A 19,163-nucleotide genomic window follows, 5' to 3' on the forward strand; every position below is an offset into this window, starting at 1 on the left:
TGCGTAGCTGCAGTGTGACTGGGGGGCCTCTAGATTCCCGCCAGCGCTCGCACGTGCGCCACGACGCTGCGACCCAGCGCCGAGAGGTTATAGCCGCCTTCAAGACAGCTGACGATCCGGCCTTGCGCATAACGATCCGCGACCTCGCGAATCTGTCCGGTCAGCCAGGCGTAGTCGTCTTCGACGAGCCCCATGTTGCCGAGGTCGTCTTCGCGATGCGCATCGAAACCCGCCGACACGAAGATCATCTCCGGCTTGAACGCGTGTAGCCGCGGCAGCCACAACAGGTCGACGACCTCGCGCACATCCATGCCTTTCGAGCGCGCCGGCATTGGCACGTTCACCATGTTCGGCGCCTGGTTGTCCGCGCCGCTGAACGGATAGAACGGATGCTGAAAAAAGCTGCACATCAGCACGCGCGAGTCGCCGGAAAACGCAGCTTCCGTGCCGTTGCCGTGATGCACGTCGAAATCGACGACCGCGACACGCGCGAGGCCGTGCACTTCGAGCGCATGACGCGCCGCGATCGCCACGTTGTTGAAGAAGCAGAAGCCCATCGCGCGTGCGGGCTCTGCATGGTGACCCGGCGGGCGCACGCTGCAGAAAGCATTGTCGTAGCGACCTTCGATCACCGCATCGGTCGCGGCGATTGCTGCGCCGGCAGCGCGCAAGGCGGCCTGCCACGAATGCGGATTCATCGACGTGTCGGGATCGATCTCCGCGTAGCCTTCGGACGGCGCGCGGCTACGGATGTAGTCGATATGCGCCTGGGTATGTACGCGCAGCAGTGCGGCTTCGTCGGCGGGCGGCGCCGTATCGCGTTCGATCAGCGCATCGATGCGACTCGCGATCAGTTGATCTTCGATTGCCTGCAGGCGCCCGGGGCATTCGGGATGCCATTGCCCCATCTCGTGCTTCAGACAGTCGGTGTGGGAATAGAAGCCTGTGGCCATGAATCGTCGAGCCGCGCGACGCAACGCGTGCACGGCATGTCTCCGTCTGGGCGCGCAGCGGGAATGCGCGCAATTAGCGCCAAGTTACCACACGACGGCACATCGCTCTCAGCCGCGCGCGGGTTATGCGCTTTTGTTCTGCGGCCGCCACAGGCACCGGCGCGGCGGATGTCGTCGGGTATACTGGCCCGGTCCTTTTCCGCCTCTGCCCACCCCGTCCCCTATGACCGTTACGTCTGCTTTGCCCGCCTCGACATCCACGTCCACGCACGCATCGAACCGGTTCGGCACAACAGCGCTTGTTATCGCGCTGGTCGCTGCATGCGGGTTCGCCGGCAGCCGTGCGGCGAGTGCGCAGACCGTGAGTCCGAAGCCGGCGCTGCTCGCGCAAAGCCAGCCTCAAGCGACGGTGCAACAAGGACAGACATTCGAAGAAGAGATCGTTCCGCAGCGCTACGCGAACAACGCGGACGTCGAAGCGTTCATCAACGACATGGTTGCGCGCTACGACTTCGATCCGTCCATGCTGCACGCGCTGTTCGCGCGCGTCAGCTATTCGGCGACCGCGGTGAAACTCGTCACGCCCGCACCGTCGCCGTCGATCAAGAACTGGCGTGTGTACCAGGCGCGCTTTCTCGATCAGATCCGCATCAACGCAGGCGTGCGTTTCTGGCGCAACAACCAGGCGACGCTGCAGCGCGCATCTGACGAATTCGGCGTGCCGCCGGAGGTGATCGTCGGCATTATCGGTGTCGAGACGATTTATGGGCGCTTCATGGGCAACTTCCGTGTGCTCGACGCGCTCACGACGCTGACCTTCGATTACCCGGGCACACCGAATCGCGCCGACCGCCAGGCGACGTTCCGCAAGAACCTCGAAGACTACCTGGTGTGGACACGCGATTCGCAGATCGATCCGACTACCGTGCTCGGCTCCTACACGGGTGCCATCGGTATTCCGCAGTTTCTGCCGAGCAGCATCGTGCAGTACGCAGTCAACTATGACGGCAACAAGCAGATCGACCTGCGCACGAGCCAGGCCGATGCGATCGGCAGCGTGGCGAACTATCTGAAGCAGAACGGCTGGGAAAACGGCCGGCCGGTGGTGTGGAAAATTACCAGCGACCCGGGCAGCCTCGGCATCGCGCAAGCGGCCGCGGATGGTCAGCCGGAGCCTCGCTGGCCGCTCTCCCAGTTGCTGCGCGCCGGCATGCTGCTGAACGAGCCGAACCTCGACATCGCAGCCGAAGCGGGTACGCCGGTCACGGTGATCGATTTGCCGTCCCCAGGACGGCCGACCGAATACGAACTCGGCCTGAAGAACTTCTATGTGTTGACGCGCTATAACCGCAGCTTCTTCTATGCGCTCGCGGTGTATCAGCTCGGTCAGCGCATCAAGGCGCAGATGGAAGCAACCGACGATGCGACGCCGGGCGATCAGGTGCCGAACGCTCAACCGATCCCCCCGTTGAATCCGGGGATTAGTCCTGAAGTAAGCCCGGGCTCGAATTCGACGAATCAGTAGGATGCGGTGCGCTGGATAGCGCGACGCGCTACGCTCCGCAGCGTGAAACGCAAAGCGCCGGCTTCAAAACCGGCGCTTTTTGCTGGCACACCACCGCGAGAATCTCAGGCCGGAAATACACCCGTCGACAGATACCGGTCCCCGCGATCGCAAACGATAAACACGATGGTCGCATTCTCGACCTGACGCGCAATCCGCAGCGCCACCTCGCAGGCACCCGCCGACGAGATCCCGCAGAAAATCCCCTCCACCGATGCCAGTCGCCGCGCCATCGCCTCGGACGCGGCCTGGCTGACGTTCTCGGTACGATCGATACGGGTGCGATCGAAGATTTTCGGCAGATAGGCTTCGGGCCATTTGCGGATGCCGGGAATGCGCGAACCCTCTTCCGGCTGCGCACCGATAATCTCCACCGCCTGGCTCTGTTCCTTCAGATACTGCGAGACGCCCATGATCGTGCCGGTCGTACCCATCGCTGACACGAAATGCGTGATGCGTCCTTCGGTATCGCGCCAGATTTCCGGGCCCGTCGTTTCGTAGTGCGCAAGCGGATTGTCGGGATTCGCGAACTGATCGAGGATCACGCCCTTGCCGTCGCGCTGCATCTGCTCGGCGAGATCGCGTGCGTATTCCATACCGCCCGTCACCGGCGTGAGTACGATCTGCGCGCCGTAGGCGGCCATGCTCTGGCGCCGTTCGAGCGACAGGTCTTCCGGCAGGAGCAGCACCATTTTGTAGCCCCGGATCGCCGCGGCCATTGCCAGCCCGATGCCGGTATTACCGCTCGTCGCTTCGATCAGCGTATCGCCGGGTTTGATGCGTCCGCGCGCTTCGGCCTTGCTGATCATCGACAGCGCCGGACGATCCTTCACCGAACCGGCTGGGTTGTTCCCCTCGAGTTTGCCGAGAATCACGTTATTGCGGCTGCGGATTTCGTCGTCCGGCAGGCGGACGAGTTGAACGAGCGGCGTATTGCCGATCGTGTCTTCAATTGTTTTGTAAGCCATGTGCGTTTGCTTTGCCGGACGATCGATAATCCGCCGATTCTAAACCACTGTGCCCGGCCTCGCTGTCCGTCCCTCGTCGTCACGCGGGCAACTGCCTGAAATGACCACAGGTACAAGACATTGCGCCCGCCTCGCGCCATCGCTGCTGAAACGCAAAAAACCGCGGCAAATATCGCCGCGGGAGCCAGTCATCAGAAGACGGCTGAAGGAGCGACCTGAAGGAATGAGCCGACGGAAGCAATCACCTGGCACGCACCCGAAAAGAAACCTCGCAGGGCGGCGGAAGCCGCCCTCACCGCACGCGGCTATTTCTTCGCCACCGTCGCCGCACCGTTTTTCACGCCGGGGTTTGCGGGCGCGGCCTTTGCCGCAGCCTGTGTACCAGCAGCAGCGCCAGCCGGACCGATAGCGAGACCCTCCGCCTGCAGGCGCTCGACGGTATGCCCGCCCATGCCCTTGACGCGTTTGCCGAGATCGCTCGCGTCCTTGAACGGACCGTGCGCGGTACGCTCTTCGAGAATCGCTTTCGCCTTCGACGCGCCAATGCCCCTGATTCCGCGCAATGCGTCCTCGTTCGCGGTATTGACGTCGACGGCCGCATACGCGTGGCCGAACGCAGCGAGCATCGCCGCCGTAATGATGGTTTTTCGGAACATCTGGACTCTCCTTGATGCAACCGGTCGGCGCCGATCGCCGACCAGGAGAGTCCAGTTTAAGAAGCTGCCGGAGGGATTTATAGCTGGCCGAACAGCCAACGCACGTAGCGATCGACACCTTCCTGCACCGTCAGGAACGGCGCATCGTAGCCGGCTGCGCGCAGCTTGGTCGGATCGGCTTGCGTGAAGCACTGATACTTGCCGCGCAGCGCATCGGGAAACGGTATGTATTCGATCAGTCCGCGCTGAACCTGCTCGGCGAGCGACAGCGCCGGTTCGTCTTTTAGCGCGCGCAGCGTGTTGACGACCGTCGTGGCGATGTCGTTGAACGGCTGCGCGCGTCCAGTACCGAGGTTGAAAATGCCCGACTTGTCCGGATGATCGAAGAAGAACAGGTTCACCTTCGTCACGTCTTCGACGGAGACAAAGTCGCGCGTCTGTTCGCCCGCGCCGTAACCGTTGTATTCGCCGAACAGCTTGACCTTGCCTTCGGCGCGGAACTGGTTGAAGTTGTGAAACGCCACCGACGCCATGCGGCCCTTGTGCGTTTCGCGCGGACCGTACACGTTGAAATAGCGGAAGCCGGCAATCTGGCTCTTCGCCTGCGGCAACACACGGCGAATCACCTGATCGAACAAAAACTTCGAATAACCGTATACGTTCAGCGGCGCTTCCGCAGTGCGATCTTCGACGAAGCGGTCCGAGCCACCATAAGTCGCCGCCGACGACGCATACAGAAACTGCGTGCCCTGCGCGAGACACGCATCGAGTACCGCACGGCTGTAACGGAAGTTGTTGTCCATCATGTAGCGGCCGTCGGTTTCCATCGTGTCCGAACAGGCGCCTTCATGGAACACCGCACGCACCTTGCCGAAGTCGCCGCGCGCAAACCGCTCGACGAATTCAGTCTTGTCGAGATAATCGTCGATCTCGCAATCGACGAGGTTCTTGAACTTGTCGGCGCGCGTCAGGTTGTCCACTGCGATGATGCGCTGCTCGCCGCGCTCGTTGAGCGCCTTGACGATATTGCTGCCGATAAAGCCGGCTGCGCCGGTGACGATGAGAGTCATGATCGTCCTGCGTTGAGTAAGAGTAGCGGTTGCTACGCGGCGTCTTGCATCGTTCGCATGGCTGCGCGACGCAAAACGCGGCGCGGGGTCAATGGAACAGTTCGTCGTAGTCGACGGTGGCGGTACCGAGCTTGCCGACCACGATGCCCGCTGCGCGATTGGCCAGCGAGACCGCTTCGACCAGCGACAAACCCGCGCCGAGCATGGCGGCGAGCGTGGCGATCACGGTGTCGCCGGCACCCGACACATCATACACTTCGCGTGCTACCGCCGAAGCGTGCAGGATGCCTTCGGCGGCGAACAGCGTCATGCCCTCTTCGGAGCGTGTGAGCAGCAGCGCATCGAGTTCGAGATCCGCGCGCAGTTTCGCGACTCGCGCATGCAAGTCCTCTTCCGATTTCCACTGTCCGATCACTTCGCGCAGCTCCGCGCGGTTCGGCGTGATCACCGTCGCGCCGCGATAACGTTCCCAGTCGTCGCCCTTCGGATCGACCAGCACCGGTCGGCCCGCCGCACGCGCATTCGCGATCATTCGCGTGACATGCGTGAGGCCACCTTTCGCGTAATCGGACATCAGGATCACGTCGTGCTGCGGCAGCAGTGCGTCGAAGCGCGCGAGACCGGACAGCAGCACTTCGTGTGCCGGCGTATTTTCGAAATCGACGCGCAGCAACTGCTGCTGGCGCGACAGCACGCGTAACTTGATGGTGGTGAGCAGTGCCGGGTCGCGTTCGAGATGCGGCGTGACGCCGCTGTCGCCGAGCAACTGCACGATGCGCTCGCCCGGTTCGTCGTGACCGACCACGCACAGCAATCCGGCCTGCGCACCGAGCGCCGCCGCATTGCGCGCGACGTTCGCCGCGCCGCCCAGGCGGTCTTCCTGCTTCTGCACATGCACGACCGGCACCGGCGCTTCCGGCGAGATCCGGTTGACGTCGCCGAACCAGTAACGGTCGAGCATGACATCGCCCACCACGAGCACGCGTGCACGCGCGATCTGTTCGCGCGGTACGACGCGGGGCTCGGGTACCGGCGTCGACGCTTCAGGGACGGTGGGAGGGTTGTACATAGGGGCGTCCAATCGAGTGATAGTCGATGCCCAGCTCGGTCATCGCTTCCGGTTCGTACAGGTTGCGGCCATCGAAAATCAGCGGCGACTTCAGCACCGACTTCAGATACGCGAAGTCCGGGCTCTTGAACTCTTTCCATTCGGTAACGATGACGAGCGCGTCGGCGCCAGTCAAGGTTTCGTCCTGGGTGTTCACGAAGTGCAGGCGTGCACGTTGCTCGGGCTCGCCGTCGAGATCCATTGCAAAGACGCGACGTGCTTCGTCGAGCGCGACCGGATCGTAAGCGCGTACGGTCGCACCGCGCGTGAGCAGTTCCGCGATCAGCCGGCGACTCGGCGCTTCGCGCATGTCGTCGGTGTTCGGCTTGAACGCGAGCCCCCAGACTGCGAACGTGCGACCCGTCAGATCGTCGCCGAGCGCGCCGGTAATCTTGCGCACGAGGATTTCCTTCTGCGCCTGATTCACGTCCTCGACGGCTTCGAGGATGCGCAGGTTGTGGCCGCTCTCGCTCGCGGTGCGGATCAGCGCCTGCACATCCTTCGGGAAGCAAGAACCGCCGTAGCCGACGCCCGCATACAGGAAGTGGTAACCGATGCGCGGGTCGGAGCCGATGCCGCGACGCACGGCTTCGATATCGGCGCCGACGCGATCCGCGAGATTCGCCATCTCGTTCATGAACGAGATGCGTGTGGCAAGCATCGCGTTGGCCGCGTACTTCGTGAATTCGGCGGAACGCACGTCCATGTACAACGTGCGCTCGTGATTGCGGTTGAACGGCGCATACAGGCGCTTCATCTTTTCGCGCGCGATCTGGCCGGCCGCATCGTCGTCGATGCCGAGCACGATGCGATCGGGCCGCATGAAGTCGTCGACGGCGGCGCCTTCCTTCAGGAACTCGGGATTCGATACCACCGAGAAACGATGCTGCGGGCTGTCCGCGAGACCGCGCTTCGCCAGTTCTTCTGCGACAACGGCACGCACGCGTTCGGCGGTACCGACCGGCACCGTCGACTTGTCGACGATTACCTTGTAGCTGTTCATGTAGCGGCCGATGTTGCGCGCCGCTTCGAGCACGTATTGCAGATCGGCGGAACCGTCTTCATCGGGCGGCGTACCGACCGCGATGAACTGCACGTCGCCGTGTTCGACGCTCGCCTGAATATCGGTGGCGAACTCGATGCGTCCGGCCGCCCGCGTGCGCGCGATGATTTCCTTCAGACCCGGCTCGTGAATCGGCACGCCGCCGCCGTTCAGGATGCCGATCTTGCGCGGATCGACGTCGACACAGAAGACGTCGTTGCCGATTTCGGCCAGGCACGCGCCTGTGACGAGCCCGACATAGCCCGTACCGATGATGGTGATTTTCATACGCGTTCCGGTAGGTGGTTCCGGTGTGGGTTTCCGGTGAATGATTCAGCCGTTTCGCTACTGCACGGGCGCGGCGATCCTCGCACGCACCCGGCGTTGTCGTGATCAGCTCGCCGCTGCCATCGGTTCGATACGACGCGGCGCATAGGTTTCCCAACCGCTACAGCCCGGGCATTGCCAATAGAAAAGCCGGGCCCGAAAACCGCAATTCTGGCACGTGTAGCGCGGCAGATTCTTGGTCCGCTGTTTAATCAACGTGCGCATCAGATCCAGTTCGCTGCGCCGCGGTTCTTCCGCGGTTGCCTGCTGCGCTTCGAGCAGGCGCGTCATGCCCGCGAGCGTCGGTGATTTCTGCATTTGCGTGCGGGCCAGCGCATGCGCCGCATCGGGGCCGCGCAGTGCCGCGACGTGCTGATATGCGACGTCCAGCAGATCGTTGCTCGGATAGCGATCCACCCATGTCGTGAGCAGATTGGCGCCCTCTTCCTGCTGGCCGAGCGTCGCATACACCTTCATCAGCTTTTCGGCCACGAGCGGCAGGTAGGCCGGATTTTGCTCCTCGACCTTGCGCCACTGAGCGATCGCAGCTTTCTGCTCGCCCGCTGCTGCGGCTACGTCACCGGAGAGTATCGTTGCGCGGACGTTCTGCGGGTTGGCTTTTAGTGCGAGGGTAATCTGCCGGCGTGCCTCGTCAGGCTTCTGCTGTTGCAGCGCTTCCTGCGCGAGTTCGCAGTGGAACTGCGCCACTTCTTTCTCGAGCGACGCCGCGCCCATTGTTTCGAGCCGGCGTGCGGTGTCGATCGATTTGTTCCAGTCCTTTTCGATCTCGTAGATCGTCATCAGCGAACGTTGCGCGCCCAGCGCGTGATCGCCCGTTTGCAGCGAACGGAAGGTTTCCTCCGCGCGATCGAGCAGACCGGCCTTCAGAAAATCCTGGCCGAGTTCGAAGAGCGCATGGTCGCGCTCCTTCACCGGCAGGTCGGCGCGGCTCAGCAGGTTTTGATGCACGCGGATCGCGCGGTCGGTTTCACCGCGCCGGCGAAACAGATTGCCGAGTGCGAAGTGCAGTTCGATGGTTTCGGGATCGAGCTTGACGACTTCGATGAACGCATCGATCGCCTGATCGGGTTGTTCGTTGAGCAGGAAGTTCAAGCCGCGGAAATAGGACCGCGGCAGATTGGCGCTCTCGGACAACAGCGTCTTCAGGTCGTAACGCGCGGCCATCCAGCCGAGCGCGAAGGCGACCGGTATAACGAGTAGCCACCAATAGTCTAGATCCATGCGAATGGTAGTGAAGGCGAAAACAAAAGCCGCGCACACGAGGCGCGCGGCATGAGGAAACTCACATCAACGGGGGCAGCGGCGGTTGTTCGACGACCACCGGTGTTTCGCGCGCAACGCGCAGATCGCGTTTCAGGCGGCCGTTTTCGAGTCGCAGCCGGAACAGCGCGGGCAACGACGATACGAGGCCGGCCAGCAAGCCCACGACGAAGAACGCGAGGCCGATCAGGATCAACGGCGCCTGCCATTGATAGCCAGCCAGGAAATTCAACGTGACGGTTTGCGTATTGGATAGTGCGAGCACCAGCAGCAGCACGAACACCAGTACGCGGATCAACCAGACGATAAATTTCATGAGTAGATCTCTTGACGGCGATTGCGGGATGACGCCGGCCTGATGACGCATCGCGCCACGGTGCTGCCCGCGCCGAAGTGACCCGTATTGTAATTGAAGCCTCTCGCCGCTGGACAGAACCCGCCTGGACGGTCCGCGCTTGCATTGATCGGTCGCAGTTCGGCGTAGTGTGTCGTACAGGCGAAAAAAAAGCGCCCGCAGGCGCTTTTTTCTGGTCTTTTTGCCGTCTGGCATCTGTGGCATCCGCCCCTGGCGGCCGCTACAGTTTCATTGCAGGCAACGAAACTCACAGATCGTCGTCCGGCCCTTCATCTTTCAGCGGTTCACCCGCACGTCGGTCGACGCGCTCGCGCAACTCCTTGCCAGGCTTGAAATGCGGTACGAACTTCTCAGGTACCAGCACCTTTTCGCCCGATTTCGGATTGCGTCCGACACGGGAAGGACGGCGGTTAAGGCCGAAGCTGCCGAAGCCACGAATTTCGATGCGATGGCCTTTGGCAAGCGCCTCGGACATTGCATCAAGCATCGTCTTCACCGCGAAATCCGCGTCCTTGAGAACAAGTTGCGGGAATCGCGTAGCCAGCTGGGCGACCAATTCCGATTTGGTCATACTGCAGCAGACCCCTAAAGAAAACGCCTGACCGCCCCCAGGTTTTGTACACCGCAGGAAGTCCCCGTGGGGGACAGCCCCTCTTCAGGGGGCCTGGCGCGCGAGGCGCCAGGGTTGGGGGCGTTTTTCAGGCTTACTGGTTCTGGCCGTCGAGCTTGGCCTTCAGCAGCGCGCCGAGGTTCGTCGTGCCGGTTGCTGCCGCGTTGGAATCCGACGAAGCCAGGCCGCGGATCGCTTCCTGTTGCTCAGCCGAATCCTTTGCCTTGACCGACAGGTTGATGCCACGCGACTTGCGATCGATGTTGATGATCATCGCGTTGACCTTGTCGCCTTCCTTCAGCACGTTGCGCGCATCTTCCACGCGGTCTTGAGCGATTTCCGAAGCGCGCAGGTAGCCTTCGACTTCCGTCGACAGCGTGACCACTGCACCCTTCGCATCTACCGTCTTGACCACGCCGTCGACGATCGAACCCTTGTCGTTCATTGCAACGAAGTTGCTGAACGGGTCGCCTTCGAGCTGCTTGATGCCCAGCGAAATGCGTTCTTTCTCGACGTCGATGCCGAGCACGATCGCTTCCACTTCGTCGCCCTTCTTGTACTTGCGCACGGCTTCTTCGCCGGTTTCGCTCCACGACAGGTCGGAAAGGTGAACCAGACCGTCGATGCCGCCAGGCAGGCCGATGAACACGCCGAAGTCGGTGATCGACTTGATCGCGCCCTGCAGCTTGTCGCCCTTCTTGAAGTTACGGCTGAAGTCGTCCCACGGGTTCGGCTTGCATTGCTTCATGCCGAGGCTGATACGGCGGCGGTCTTCGTCGATTTCGAGAACCATGACTTCGACTTCGTCGCCGAGCTGCACAACCTTCGACGGTGCAACGTTCTTGTTCGTCCAGTCCATTTCCGACACGTGAACCAGGCCTTCGATGCCCGATTCCACTTCGACGAATGCGCCGTAGTCGGTAATGTTGGTGACCTTGCCGAACAGGCGCGTGCCCGACGGGTAACGGCGGGAAATGCCTTCCCACGGATCGTCGCCGAGTTGCTTGATGCCCAGCGAGACGCGGTTCTTCTCTTGATCGAACTTGAGGATCTTCGCGGTAACTTCCTGGCCAACCGACAGCACTTCGCTCGGGTGACGCACACGACGCCATGCGATGTCGGTGATGTGCAGCAGGCCGTCGATACCGCCGAGGTCCACGAACGCGCCGTAGTCGGTGATGTTCTTGACCACGCCTTCCACGATCGCGCCTTCCTTCAGCGTTTCGAGCAGCTTCGCGCGCTCTTCGCCTTGCGTAGCTTCGATCACGGCACGGCGCGACAGCACGACGTTGTTACGCTTGCGGTCGAGCTTGATGACGCGGAATTCGAGGGTCTTGCCTTCGTACGGGGTCGTGTCCTTGACCGGACGCGTGTCGACGAGCGAACCCGGCAGGAATGCGCGGATGCCGTTGACCATCACGGTCATGCCGCCCTTGACCTTGCCCGTGATCGTGCCGGTCACGAGTTCGTTGTTGTCGAGGGCTTTTTCCAGCGACAGCCACGAAGCGAGACGCTTCGCCTTGTCGCGCGACAGGATCGTGTCGCCGTAGCCGTTTTCGAGCGCGTCGATCGCGACGGAAACGAAGTCGCCCGCCTGCACTTCCACTTCACCCGCGTCGTTCAGGAATTCTTCCAGCGGGATGTAGGCTTCGGACTTGAGACCAGCATTGACGACCACGAAGTTGTGGTCGACGCGCACGACTTCGGCGGAGATCACTTCGCCAGCGCGCATGTCCTGCTTGGTCAGCGACTCTTCGAACAGAGCCGCAAAAGATTCGGTATTCGGGGTGGAGGTTTGCAGGTCGGACATAAAAATCGGAATTTGCCTGGTTTTCGCGCGGCCCGGATGGCCGTACAGCGGCAAGACTTCAGTCGCTGTGATTAAAGCGAATCCCACGCGGGGTTAAAGGGTTGAATTCACGCTTCGCGACGCTCGCGAAGCACCTACCTTGCCGCTCGCACGCTCTTGCGCGCGTCATGCATGCGGCGTTAGCGCCTGATACCACTGCACTACCTGGCCGACCGCCTGGTCGACTGACAGAGCTGAGGTGTCGAGCAGCTTTGCATCTGCTGCGGGCTTGAGCGGCGCGGCCGTGCGCTGACTATCGCGCGCGTCGCGTTCACGCAAATCCCGGAGCAAGTCATCTATATTAGCAGAAAAACCTTTTTGGATCAATTGCTTATACCGTCGCGCCGCACGGGCCTCGGCACTTGCGGTCAAAAACACCTTTAGCGCCGCATCCTGGAAGATCACCGTCCCCATATCGCGGCCGTCGGCGACCAGCCCCGGTTCCTTGCGAAAAGCCCGCTGACGCGCCACCAGCGCGGCCCGCACCGGTGTGTGAACGGCAATCGCCGAGGCACGTTTGCCGATTTCCTCTGCACGGATTTCGCTCGATACATCCACGCCGTCGAGCTGCGCCAGCCCCTCGCGAAACGTGATGTGCAGATCGCCGACCAGCTTGGCCAGTGCGTCGGCGTCGTCGGTGGCGACCTGGTAGCGTGCGCTGGCCAGCGCGGTAAGCCGGTAGAGCGCGCCGCTGTCGAGCAGATGGAAACCCAGCTGGGCGGCGACCAGCGCGGCCACGGTGCCCTTACCGGAGGCAGTCGGGCCATCGATCGTAATGACGGGCGTCTGGTGAAAAGGACGGGTCGGTTTCATCGGAAAAGTCGCTCGTCGGGGTAAACCGGAGTGGGAATCGGTGTCAGGGCTTCGCGAGCGCGGCAAAGCGCTCGAAATAGTCGGGGAAGGTTTTGCCAACGCACTTCGGGTCGTTGATACGCACCGGCACGCCGCCGAGGCTCACCAGCGAGAAGCACATCGCCATGCGGTGATCGTCGTAGGTATCGATGGCAGCGTTGGGCGTGAGGCGCGCGGGCGGCGTGACGACCAGATAGTCGGCGCCCTCCTCGATCGTCGCGCCGACCTTGCGCAATTCAGTCGCCATCGCGGCAATCCGGTCGGTTTCCTTGACGCGCCAGCTGCCGATATTGCGCAGCGTCGAGGTGCCGTCAGCGAACAGCGCAGCCACCGCAATCGTCATCGCGGCGTCCGGGATCAGGTTGAAGTCCATGTCGATTGGCGCGAGCCGGCCGTGATCGTGGCCGATACCGCGCACCTCGATCCAGTCCTCACCCATCGATACATTGGCGCCCATCTGGTTGAGTGCGTCGGCAAAGCCGACGTCGCCCTGGATACTCGCGCGCCCAACGCCTTCCACCCGCAGCGGTCCGCCGCCCAGCGCACCTGCCGCCAGAAAGTACGAGGCCGACGACGCATCGCCTTCGACCATGATGCGTCCCGGCGCCCGATAGCGCCGACCAGCCGGCACCGTGAAGCGCTGCCAGCCGTCGCGCTCGACGTGGATACCGAAGCGCGCCATCAACTTGATCGTGATGTCGATATAGGGCTTCGAGATCAGCTCGCCTTCTACTTCGACGACCGTCACGCCGCTGGCGGAACGCACGAGCGGCAGGGTCATCAGCAGCGCGGTCAGGAACTGGCTCGATACGTCGCCGCGCACGCGGATCGGTGCGTCGACGGCAATCTGCGCCGCGTGGATGCGCAACGGCGGGTATCCTTCGTTCGCTTCGTAATCGATCTTCGCGCCGATCTGCCGCAAACCGTCGACCAGATCGCCGATCGGTCGCTCGTGCATGCGCGGCACGCCGTGCACGCGATACTCACCGCCGTTCACCGCGAGCGCCGCTGTGAGCGGACGCACTGCCGTACCCGCATTACCGAGGAACAAATCGGCGCTCTGCGCCGTAAACGCGCCGCGTGTACCGGTGACCGTGCAGGTATCGCCGTTGCGAATCAGCTTCACGCCGAGCTGTTCGAGTGCCGCGAGCATCACGCGCGTGTCGTCGGAATCGAGCAGGTTCGTAATCGTCGTCTCGCCTTCGGCGAGCGCGGCGAGCAGCAGCACGCGATTCGAAATGCTCTTCGAACCAGGCAGGCGCACCGTGCCCGACGCACGGGAGTAGGGTCCGAGATCGAGGTAGTCCATGGTATGTCCTGTTATTTCGACGCGTCGTCGGTGCCGGCCTTGCCGCCACCGGCCTGCCAGCCGCTGCGTGCCTCGCGCGAGCGGGCGAATACGGCTTCGAGCGCCGCGCCGTCGCCCGCTTCGATCGCGGCACGTAGCCGTGCCAGCACAGCCGTGTAGTCGTCGAGCTCGTCGAGCAGCGCCGCGCGGTTGGCGACGCAGATGTCGCGCCACATCTCCGGGCTCGACGCGGCGATCCGCGTGAAATCGCGAAAGCCACCAGCCGCAAAGGAAAATTTCAGCGCTGCATCCGGTGAGCCGAGAATCTGCTCGACCAGCGCAAACGACAGCACGTGCGGCAGATGACTCACCGACGCGAGCACACGATCATGCTGCTCCGGCGACATCTCGTGCACCGCTGCGCCGCTGGCGCGCCACATCGCGGCGACCCGTTCGACGTCGCGCGGCGCATTCTCCGGCAGCGCGCACAGCACGACATTGCGATCGACATATAGATCGGCGAGCGCCGCATCGACGCCGCTCGACTCGCGGCCGGCAATCGGGTGCCCGGGCACGAACTGCGCGACCCGCGAACCGAGTGCCGCGCGCGCCGCCGCGACGACGTCGGACTTCGTGCTGCCGGCATCGGTGACGATGGTTGCAGCGTCGAGAAACGGTGCGATGCGTTCGAGCAGCGGCCGCGTCTGCGCAACCGGCGCGGCAAGCAACACGATATCCGCGCCCGCCAGCGCCGCGCGCAATGCGACCGGATCGTCGAACGTGGCGGCTGCGTCGATCACGCCGAGTTCGAGCGCCCGCGCCGTCGACGCCGCCGAACGTCCCACCCCGACCACGGTACGCGCGCCGCTCACACCATCACGCTCGCGCAACGCGCGCGCAAGCGATCCGCCGATCAGGCCGACACCGAAAATCACCAGCTTGTTGAAAGAGAATGCGGCCACAGCGAACCGGGAAAAAGCGTCCCGGCCGTCATCGGGCCGGGCACAGGGATAGTCGGCGCAAACCGCTCAGGCGGTCGCGAGCGTCTTTTCGAGCGCGGCGATGAACGCGTCGTTTTCTGCGGGCAGACCGATCGTGATGCGCAGCCACTGCGGCAAACCGTAACCGCCAACCGGCCGCACGATCACACCCTGCTTCAGCAGCGCGAGATTGACGCGGTTGCCGGCTGCATCGTCGGTGCCCACGCGCACCAGCACGAAGTTGCCCGACGACGGCACATATTCCAGGCCGAGCCGATCGAACGCTTCGGTCAGCCGACGATAGCCCTGCGCGTTGAGTTCCGCGCTCTTCGCGAGGAACGCGTTGTCGTTCAACGCGGCAATCGCCGCAGCCTGCGCAAGCGTATTGACGTTGAACGGCTGACGCAGACGGTTCATCAGATCGGTCAGCTCGGGCTGCGCGATCGCGAAACCGACTCGCAGACCGGCAAGGCCGAACGCCTTCGAGAACGTGCGCGACACGAGCAGGTTCGGATAGCGACGCACCCACGCAATCGCGTCATAGCGCTTTTCTGCCGGCAGGTATTCGGTGTAAGCCTCGTCGAGCACCACCGCGACATGGCGCGGTACCTTGTCGAGAAACGCTTCGATCTGCGCGCCTTCGAGGAACGTGCCAGTCGGATTGTTCGGATTCGCGACAAACACGAGCCGTGTGTCGTCGTCGATGGCGGCGAGCATCGCATCGAGATCGTGACCGTACTTCACGGCCGGCACGACGATCGCGCGTGCGCCGAGCCCTTGCGTAGCGAGCGCATAAACCGCAAACGAATACTGCGCGTAGACGATCGACTGGGTTTTCTCGACAAACGAGTGCGCGGCGAGTTCGAGGATGTCGTTGCTGCCGTTGCCGAGCGTGATCCATTCGGCGGGCACATCGTAGTGCGCGCTCAGCGCGGCCTTCAGTTCGAACGCGTTGGCATCCGGATAACGACCCAGCTCGCCCGCGGCCTTCGTCATCGCCTGCTGCGCCGACTCGGGCATGCCGAGCGGATTCTCGTTCGAGGCCAGCTTCACGATGCTCGCCTCGTCGAGACCGAATTCACGCGCGACTTCCGAGATCGGTTTGCCGGCGACATAAGGCGCAATGGCGCGCACATAAGAAGGACCGAAAGGCGTAGTCATGAGTATCTCCAAATCGATATTTGATGTGTTGAATTCGCAGTGGCAAGCCGGCAAGCCGACGTCAGCGGGCGCGCGGATACGAGCCGAGTATCTTGACGAAGGCGGCCTTCTGCTCAAGCTCGGCGAGCGCCGCAGCCACAGCCGCATCGTTGCGATGACCTTCGACGTCGATGTAGAAGTAATACTCCCACTTGTCGACGCGCGCGGGCCGCGACTCGAAACGCGTCATCGACACGCCGTGGCGGGCGAGCGGTTCGAGCAGCCGGAACACCGCACCAGGCTCGTTCTTCACCGAGAAGATCAGCGAGGTCCGGTCATTGCCGCTCACGCCCGCGGGCTCCTTGCCGATCATCAGGAAGCGGGTGCGATTGTGCGGATCGTCCTGGATCAGTGCGTACGCCACCTGCAAGCCGTAATGCGTCGCCGCGCGATCGCCGGCGATCGCCGCGACCGTCGGATCGGCCGCTGCCAGACGCGCCGCTTCGGCGTTGCTCGACACGGCCTCGCGCTCGAGATGCGGCGCATGCGTAGACAGCCAGCGCTGGCATTGCGCGAGTGCCTGCGCGTGGGCGCAGACACGCGTCACGCCTGTCAGGTCGCCGCTCGTCGTCAGCAGGTTGTGGTGGATCGGCAGCGCAAGTTCGCCGCCGATCAGCAACTGCGATTGCAGCAGCAAGTCGAGCGTGCGCGACACCGCGCCTTCGGTCGAGTTCTCGACCGGCACGACGCCGAATTCCGCGGCGCCGGCTTCGACGGAACGGAACACTTCGTCGATGGACGGACACGGCAGCCCTTCGATCGACTGACCGAAGTACTCGTGCATCGCCTCTTCGCTATAGGTGCCGATCGGTCCGAGATACGCGGCCCGAACCGTCTGTTCGAGCGCGCGGCTCGCGGCCATGATCTCGCGCCAGATGGCGCTGATGTGTTCGCCGGCCAGCGGCCCGGCGCTCATGTCCTGCAAACGCGCGATGACCTGCTGCTCGCGCTCCGGGCGAAACACCGGCGCGTTGAAATGCTTCTTCACCTCGCCGACTTCGAGCGCGACCGCCGCACGCTGGTTGAGAAGCGCGATGAGCTGCGCATCGAGGGCATCGATGCGCTCGCGCAGCGGTTTGAGTCGTAAATTAAGTTCGTCGTCCATGCGTAAAACCGGCCGTTAGCTGAAAGAGTGGCGCGCGCGCCGGGAATCAGGCCTCGCGCTGTTCGAATTCCTTCATGTACTCGACGAGCGCTTTGACGCCTTCGAGCGGCACCGCGTTGTAAATCGACGCCCGCATGCCTCCGACGGACTTGTGGCCCTTCAGCTGCACCAGCCTGCGCGCTTTCGCGCCGGCCAGGAAATCTTCGTTACGCGCTTCATCGGCGAGGAAGAACGGAACGTTCATCCGCGACCGCGAGCCGCGCTCGACCTTGTTCAGATAGAAGCTGCTCGCATCGATCGTGTCGTACAGCAGTGTCGACTTCTCGAGATTGCGCGCTTCGATCGCAGGCAGGCCGCCCTGCTTCTGTAACCACTTGAACACGAGCCCCGCGATGTAGATCGCGTAGGTGGGCGGCGTGTTGTACATCGAATTATTGGCGGCGACCGTCTTCCATTCGAACGCCGACGGGCAGATAGACAGCGCGCGATCGAGCATGTCTTCGCGCACGATCACGACGGTCACACCGGCCATGCCGATATTCTTCTGCGCCCCGCCGAACAGCACACCGAATTTGCCGATGTCCATCGGACGCGACAGGATGTGCGACGACGCATCGGCGACGAGCGGAATGTTGCCGAGATCAGGAATGTCGAACGTCTCTACGCCGTGGATTGTTTCGTTCGTGCACAGATGCACATACGCCGGGTCGTCGGACAGTTGCCATTCGGAACGGGCAGGCGCGCGCGTGAATCCCGCCGACGTCTCGCCGCTTGCCGCCAGATGCACCGCGCCGTATTTCTGCGCTTCCTTCAGCGATTTCTGCGACCACGATCCCGTCACGACGAAATCCGCGCGCGGCTTCGCGCCCATCAGGTTCATCGGTACGATCGCGTTCTCGCCCAGACCGCCGCCTTGCAGGAACAGAATATGGTGGCTTGCGGGTACGTGGAGCAGTTCGCGCAGATCGAGCAGCGCCGCTTCGTGAATCGACGAGAACTCTTTCCCGCGATGGCTCATCTCCATCACGCTCATACCGCTGCCTTGCCAGTCGAGCATTTCGGCAGCGGCCTGACGCAGTACCTCTTCGGGCAAAGCCGCAGGTCCGGCGGAGAAATTGAAGACGCGCATCGTAAAAACCCCGCGTGAGAAACCCGAAAAAATAATGGCCGTTTGCGCCTGTGCGCAAACGGCCATTATCGCACTGTCACTGGCAACCCGCCAACCGAAGGCGCCTTGCGGCGCGACGTCTGGCGGTGCTTGCCGGTGCAGCCGGTTCGACTGGCTTACTTAGCCGGCTTGACGGCCGCGACTTCCTTGTCGGCCTGGTCACGCGTTGCCTTGATCGATTCCGGCATGTACTTCTGCATCAGACCGTTCACCACGTCGCGGCCCACCTGGTCTTGCACCTGGATGAACTTGCGGCCCGTCGGGCTCTTGTAGAACGTCGTCAGATCCTTGATTTCCGACGTGCTGTAGTACTTCGCGTACGCGTCGTACTGAGCCTGCATCGCGTCCTGACGGAACGAATCGGTTGCGAAGACCTGGCCTGCACCGTCAACCAGCTTCGGTACAGCATTCTTTTGCAGCGTCGGCACGGAAGCCTGCTTCTGCTTGTCCGTCAGCGTCTTGTTTTCCGACAGGGCGTCCGACAGGATGGCCGGAACCAGTTGCTTCGCCTGCATCTGTGCGCTGTTGCCGATCGCACCGACCAGCTTCTGCGCATCGATTGCGTCGAGCAGATCCTTGATCGCAGCCTGCTTGGCCGGGTCGACCGGAGCTGCCGCAGCTGCGGGTGCCGTAGCCGGCGCCTGCTGCAGCGCTTGCGCCATCGCGAGAGTCGGCAGGAAAGCTGCGAGCACCATCAACTGTTTGAATCGTTTTTGCATCATTACTCCCTAAGAGAAATTAGTCGAACTGCGCGCCGCCTGGACAGCGCATCGGCCCGATGCGCTCA

Annotated in this window: 18 protein-coding genes; 1 reads left to right on the top strand and 17 read right to left on the bottom strand. The window is 62.8% G+C overall.

Going from position 1 to position 19,163, the window contains the following annotated elements; genetic code table 11:
- Positions 1-29: 29 nt before the first annotated feature.
- The gene (locus M0D65_RS04880; RefSeq protein WP_091011506.1) at positions 30-953 is read right to left on the bottom strand and encodes a histone deacetylase family protein; all 924 of its coding nucleotides are present in this window, start codon (positions 951-953) and stop codon (positions 30-32) included.
- A gap of 223 nt (positions 954-1,176) precedes the next feature.
- Here M0D65_RS04880 and mltB point away from each other — a divergent pair, with 223 nt between their 5' ends.
- A complete protein-coding gene (gene mltB, locus M0D65_RS04885; RefSeq protein ID WP_091011505.1) occupies positions 1,177-2,478 on the top strand; it encodes a lytic murein transglycosylase B in 1,302 nt (433 codons plus the stop codon).
- Positions 2,479-2,582: 104 nt separating this feature from the next.
- On the opposite strand, the gene cysM is transcribed toward mltB, so the two are convergent.
- The 16 genes from cysM to M0D65_RS04965 all read right to left on the bottom strand — a co-directional run bounded on the left by cysM (position 2,583) and on the right by M0D65_RS04965 (position 19,095).
- The gene (gene cysM, locus M0D65_RS04890; protein ID WP_091011504.1) at positions 2,583-3,485 is read right to left on the bottom strand and encodes a cysteine synthase CysM; all 903 of its coding nucleotides are present in this window, start codon (positions 3,483-3,485) and stop codon (positions 2,583-2,585) included.
- A 305-nt stretch (positions 3,486-3,790) separates the two neighbouring features.
- On the bottom strand, positions 3,791-4,141 hold the full coding sequence (locus tag M0D65_RS04895; RefSeq protein ID WP_091011503.1) for a helix-hairpin-helix domain-containing protein: 351 nt from the start codon (positions 4,139-4,141) through the stop codon (positions 3,791-3,793).
- 77 nt (positions 4,142-4,218) lie between these two features.
- Entirely contained in the window at positions 4,219-5,211 is a 993-nt protein-coding gene (gene rfaD, locus M0D65_RS04900; protein WP_091011502.1) for an ADP-glyceromanno-heptose 6-epimerase, read from the bottom strand.
- Between the two features lie 88 nt (positions 5,212-5,299).
- Positions 5,300-6,280, bottom strand: coding sequence for a D-glycero-beta-D-manno-heptose-7-phosphate kinase (rfaE1, locus tag M0D65_RS04905; protein WP_091011501.1), 981 nt, complete (start codon positions 6,278-6,280; stop codon positions 5,300-5,302).
- Positions 6,255-7,649: a UDP-glucose/GDP-mannose dehydrogenase family protein gene (locus M0D65_RS04910; protein WP_091011500.1), complete on the bottom strand. Its 1,395-nt coding sequence runs from the start codon at positions 7,647-7,649 to the stop codon at positions 6,255-6,257. Before M0D65_RS04910 ends, rfaE1 begins: the two co-directional genes overlap by 26 nt.
- A 105-nt stretch (positions 7,650-7,754) precedes the next feature.
- Positions 7,755-8,930, bottom strand: coding sequence for a lipopolysaccharide assembly protein LapB (lapB, locus tag M0D65_RS04915; protein ID WP_266251560.1), 1,176 nt, complete (start codon positions 8,928-8,930; stop codon positions 7,755-7,757).
- Between the two features lie 61 nt (positions 8,931-8,991).
- Positions 8,992-9,285 (bottom strand): lipopolysaccharide assembly LapA domain-containing protein, encoded by a 294-nt coding sequence (locus M0D65_RS04920; protein WP_091011498.1) that lies wholly within the window; start codon positions 9,283-9,285, stop codon positions 8,992-8,994.
- Positions 9,286-9,571: 286 nt separating this feature from the next.
- A complete protein-coding gene (locus M0D65_RS04925; RefSeq protein WP_091011497.1) occupies positions 9,572-9,895 on the bottom strand; it encodes an integration host factor subunit beta in 324 nt (107 codons plus the stop codon).
- 133 nt (positions 9,896-10,028) lie between these two features.
- Positions 10,029-11,744 carry a 30S ribosomal protein S1 gene (gene rpsA, locus M0D65_RS04930; RefSeq protein WP_091011496.1) on the bottom strand — a complete coding sequence of 572 codons (1,716 nt, stop codon included), beginning with the start codon at positions 11,742-11,744 and terminating at the stop codon, positions 10,029-10,031.
- Positions 11,745-11,909: 165 nt separating this feature from the next.
- Positions 11,910-12,596 (bottom strand): (d)CMP kinase, encoded by a 687-nt coding sequence (gene cmk / locus M0D65_RS04935; RefSeq protein WP_266251561.1) that lies wholly within the window; start codon positions 12,594-12,596, stop codon positions 11,910-11,912.
- Positions 12,597-12,639: 43 nt separating this feature from the next.
- A complete protein-coding gene (gene aroA, locus M0D65_RS04940; protein ID WP_266251563.1) occupies positions 12,640-13,944 on the bottom strand; it encodes a 3-phosphoshikimate 1-carboxyvinyltransferase in 1,305 nt (434 codons plus the stop codon).
- A gap of 11 nt (positions 13,945-13,955) precedes the next feature.
- On the bottom strand, positions 13,956-14,885 hold the full coding sequence (locus M0D65_RS04945) for a prephenate dehydrogenase/arogenate dehydrogenase family protein (protein ID WP_266251564.1): 930 nt from the start codon (positions 14,883-14,885) through the stop codon (positions 13,956-13,958).
- A gap of 66 nt (positions 14,886-14,951) precedes the next feature.
- A complete protein-coding gene (gene hisC / locus M0D65_RS04950; RefSeq protein WP_091011492.1) occupies positions 14,952-16,064 on the bottom strand; it encodes a histidinol-phosphate transaminase in 1,113 nt (370 codons plus the stop codon).
- A gap of 61 nt (positions 16,065-16,125) precedes the next feature.
- Positions 16,126-17,208 (bottom strand): prephenate dehydratase, encoded by a 1,083-nt coding sequence (gene pheA, locus M0D65_RS04955; RefSeq protein WP_266251567.1) that lies wholly within the window; start codon positions 17,206-17,208, stop codon positions 16,126-16,128.
- 46 nt (positions 17,209-17,254) lie between these two features.
- On the bottom strand, positions 17,255-18,337 hold the full coding sequence (serC, locus tag M0D65_RS04960) for a 3-phosphoserine/phosphohydroxythreonine transaminase (protein ID WP_266251568.1): 1,083 nt from the start codon (positions 18,335-18,337) through the stop codon (positions 17,255-17,257).
- A 155-nt stretch (positions 18,338-18,492) separates the two neighbouring features.
- Positions 18,493-19,095 carry a DUF2059 domain-containing protein gene (locus M0D65_RS04965; RefSeq protein ID WP_091011649.1) on the bottom strand — a complete coding sequence of 201 codons (603 nt, stop codon included), beginning with the start codon at positions 19,093-19,095 and terminating at the stop codon, positions 18,493-18,495.
- Positions 19,096-19,163 lie beyond the last annotated feature (68 nt).

This window comes from Paraburkholderia sp. CHISQ3, from assembly GCF_030464945.1.
GTDB classification, from domain to species: domain Bacteria; phylum Pseudomonadota; class Gammaproteobacteria; order Burkholderiales; family Burkholderiaceae; genus Paraburkholderia; species Paraburkholderia megapolitana.

Excerpts from the sequence above, each read along its gene's own strand:
- M0D65_RS04880 (WP_091011506.1), bottom strand. The coding sequence starts at position 953 with ATGGCCACAGGCTTCTATTCCCACACCGACTGTCTGAAGCACGAGATG.
- serC (WP_266251568.1), bottom strand. The coding sequence starts at position 18,337 with ATGCGCGTCTTCAATTTCTCCGCCGGACCTGCGGCTTTGCCCGAAGAG.
- cmk (WP_266251561.1), bottom strand. The coding sequence starts at position 12,596 with ATGAAACCGACCCGTCCTTTTCACCAGACGCCCGTCATTACGATCGAT.
- M0D65_RS04965 (WP_091011649.1), bottom strand. The coding sequence starts at position 19,095 with ATGCAAAAACGATTCAAACAGTTGATGGTGCTCGCAGCTTTCCTGCCG.
- hisC (WP_091011492.1), bottom strand. The coding sequence starts at position 16,064 with ATGACTACGCCTTTCGGTCCTTCTTATGTGCGCGCCATTGCGCCTTAT.
- aroA (WP_266251563.1), bottom strand. The coding sequence starts at position 13,944 with ATGGACTACCTCGATCTCGGACCCTACTCCCGTGCGTCGGGCACGGTG.
- rfaD (WP_091011502.1), bottom strand. The coding sequence starts at position 5,211 with ATGACTCTCATCGTCACCGGCGCAGCCGGCTTTATCGGCAGCAATATC.
- lapB (WP_266251560.1), bottom strand. The coding sequence starts at position 8,930 with ATGGATCTAGACTATTGGTGGCTACTCGTTATACCGGTCGCCTTCGCG.
- M0D65_RS04895 (WP_091011503.1), bottom strand. The coding sequence starts at position 4,141 with ATGTTCCGAAAAACCATCATTACGGCGGCGATGCTCGCTGCGTTCGGC.
- M0D65_RS04925 (WP_091011497.1), bottom strand. The coding sequence starts at position 9,895 with ATGACCAAATCGGAATTGGTCGCCCAGCTGGCTACGCGATTCCCGCAA.
- rfaE1 (WP_091011501.1), bottom strand. The coding sequence starts at position 6,280 with ATGTACAACCCTCCCACCGTCCCTGAAGCGTCGACGCCGGTACCCGAG.
- M0D65_RS04920 (WP_091011498.1), bottom strand. The coding sequence starts at position 9,285 with ATGAAATTTATCGTCTGGTTGATCCGCGTACTGGTGTTCGTGCTGCTG.
- rpsA (WP_091011496.1), bottom strand. The coding sequence starts at position 11,744 with ATGTCCGACCTGCAAACCTCCACCCCGAATACCGAATCTTTTGCGGCT.
- mltB (WP_091011505.1), top strand. The coding sequence starts at position 1,177 with ATGACCGTTACGTCTGCTTTGCCCGCCTCGACATCCACGTCCACGCAC.
- cysM (WP_091011504.1), bottom strand. The coding sequence starts at position 3,485 with ATGGCTTACAAAACAATTGAAGACACGATCGGCAATACGCCGCTCGTT.
- pheA (WP_266251567.1), bottom strand. The coding sequence starts at position 17,208 with ATGGACGACGAACTTAATTTACGACTCAAACCGCTGCGCGAGCGCATC.
- M0D65_RS04910 (WP_091011500.1), bottom strand. The coding sequence starts at position 7,649 with ATGAAAATCACCATCATCGGTACGGGCTATGTCGGGCTCGTCACAGGC.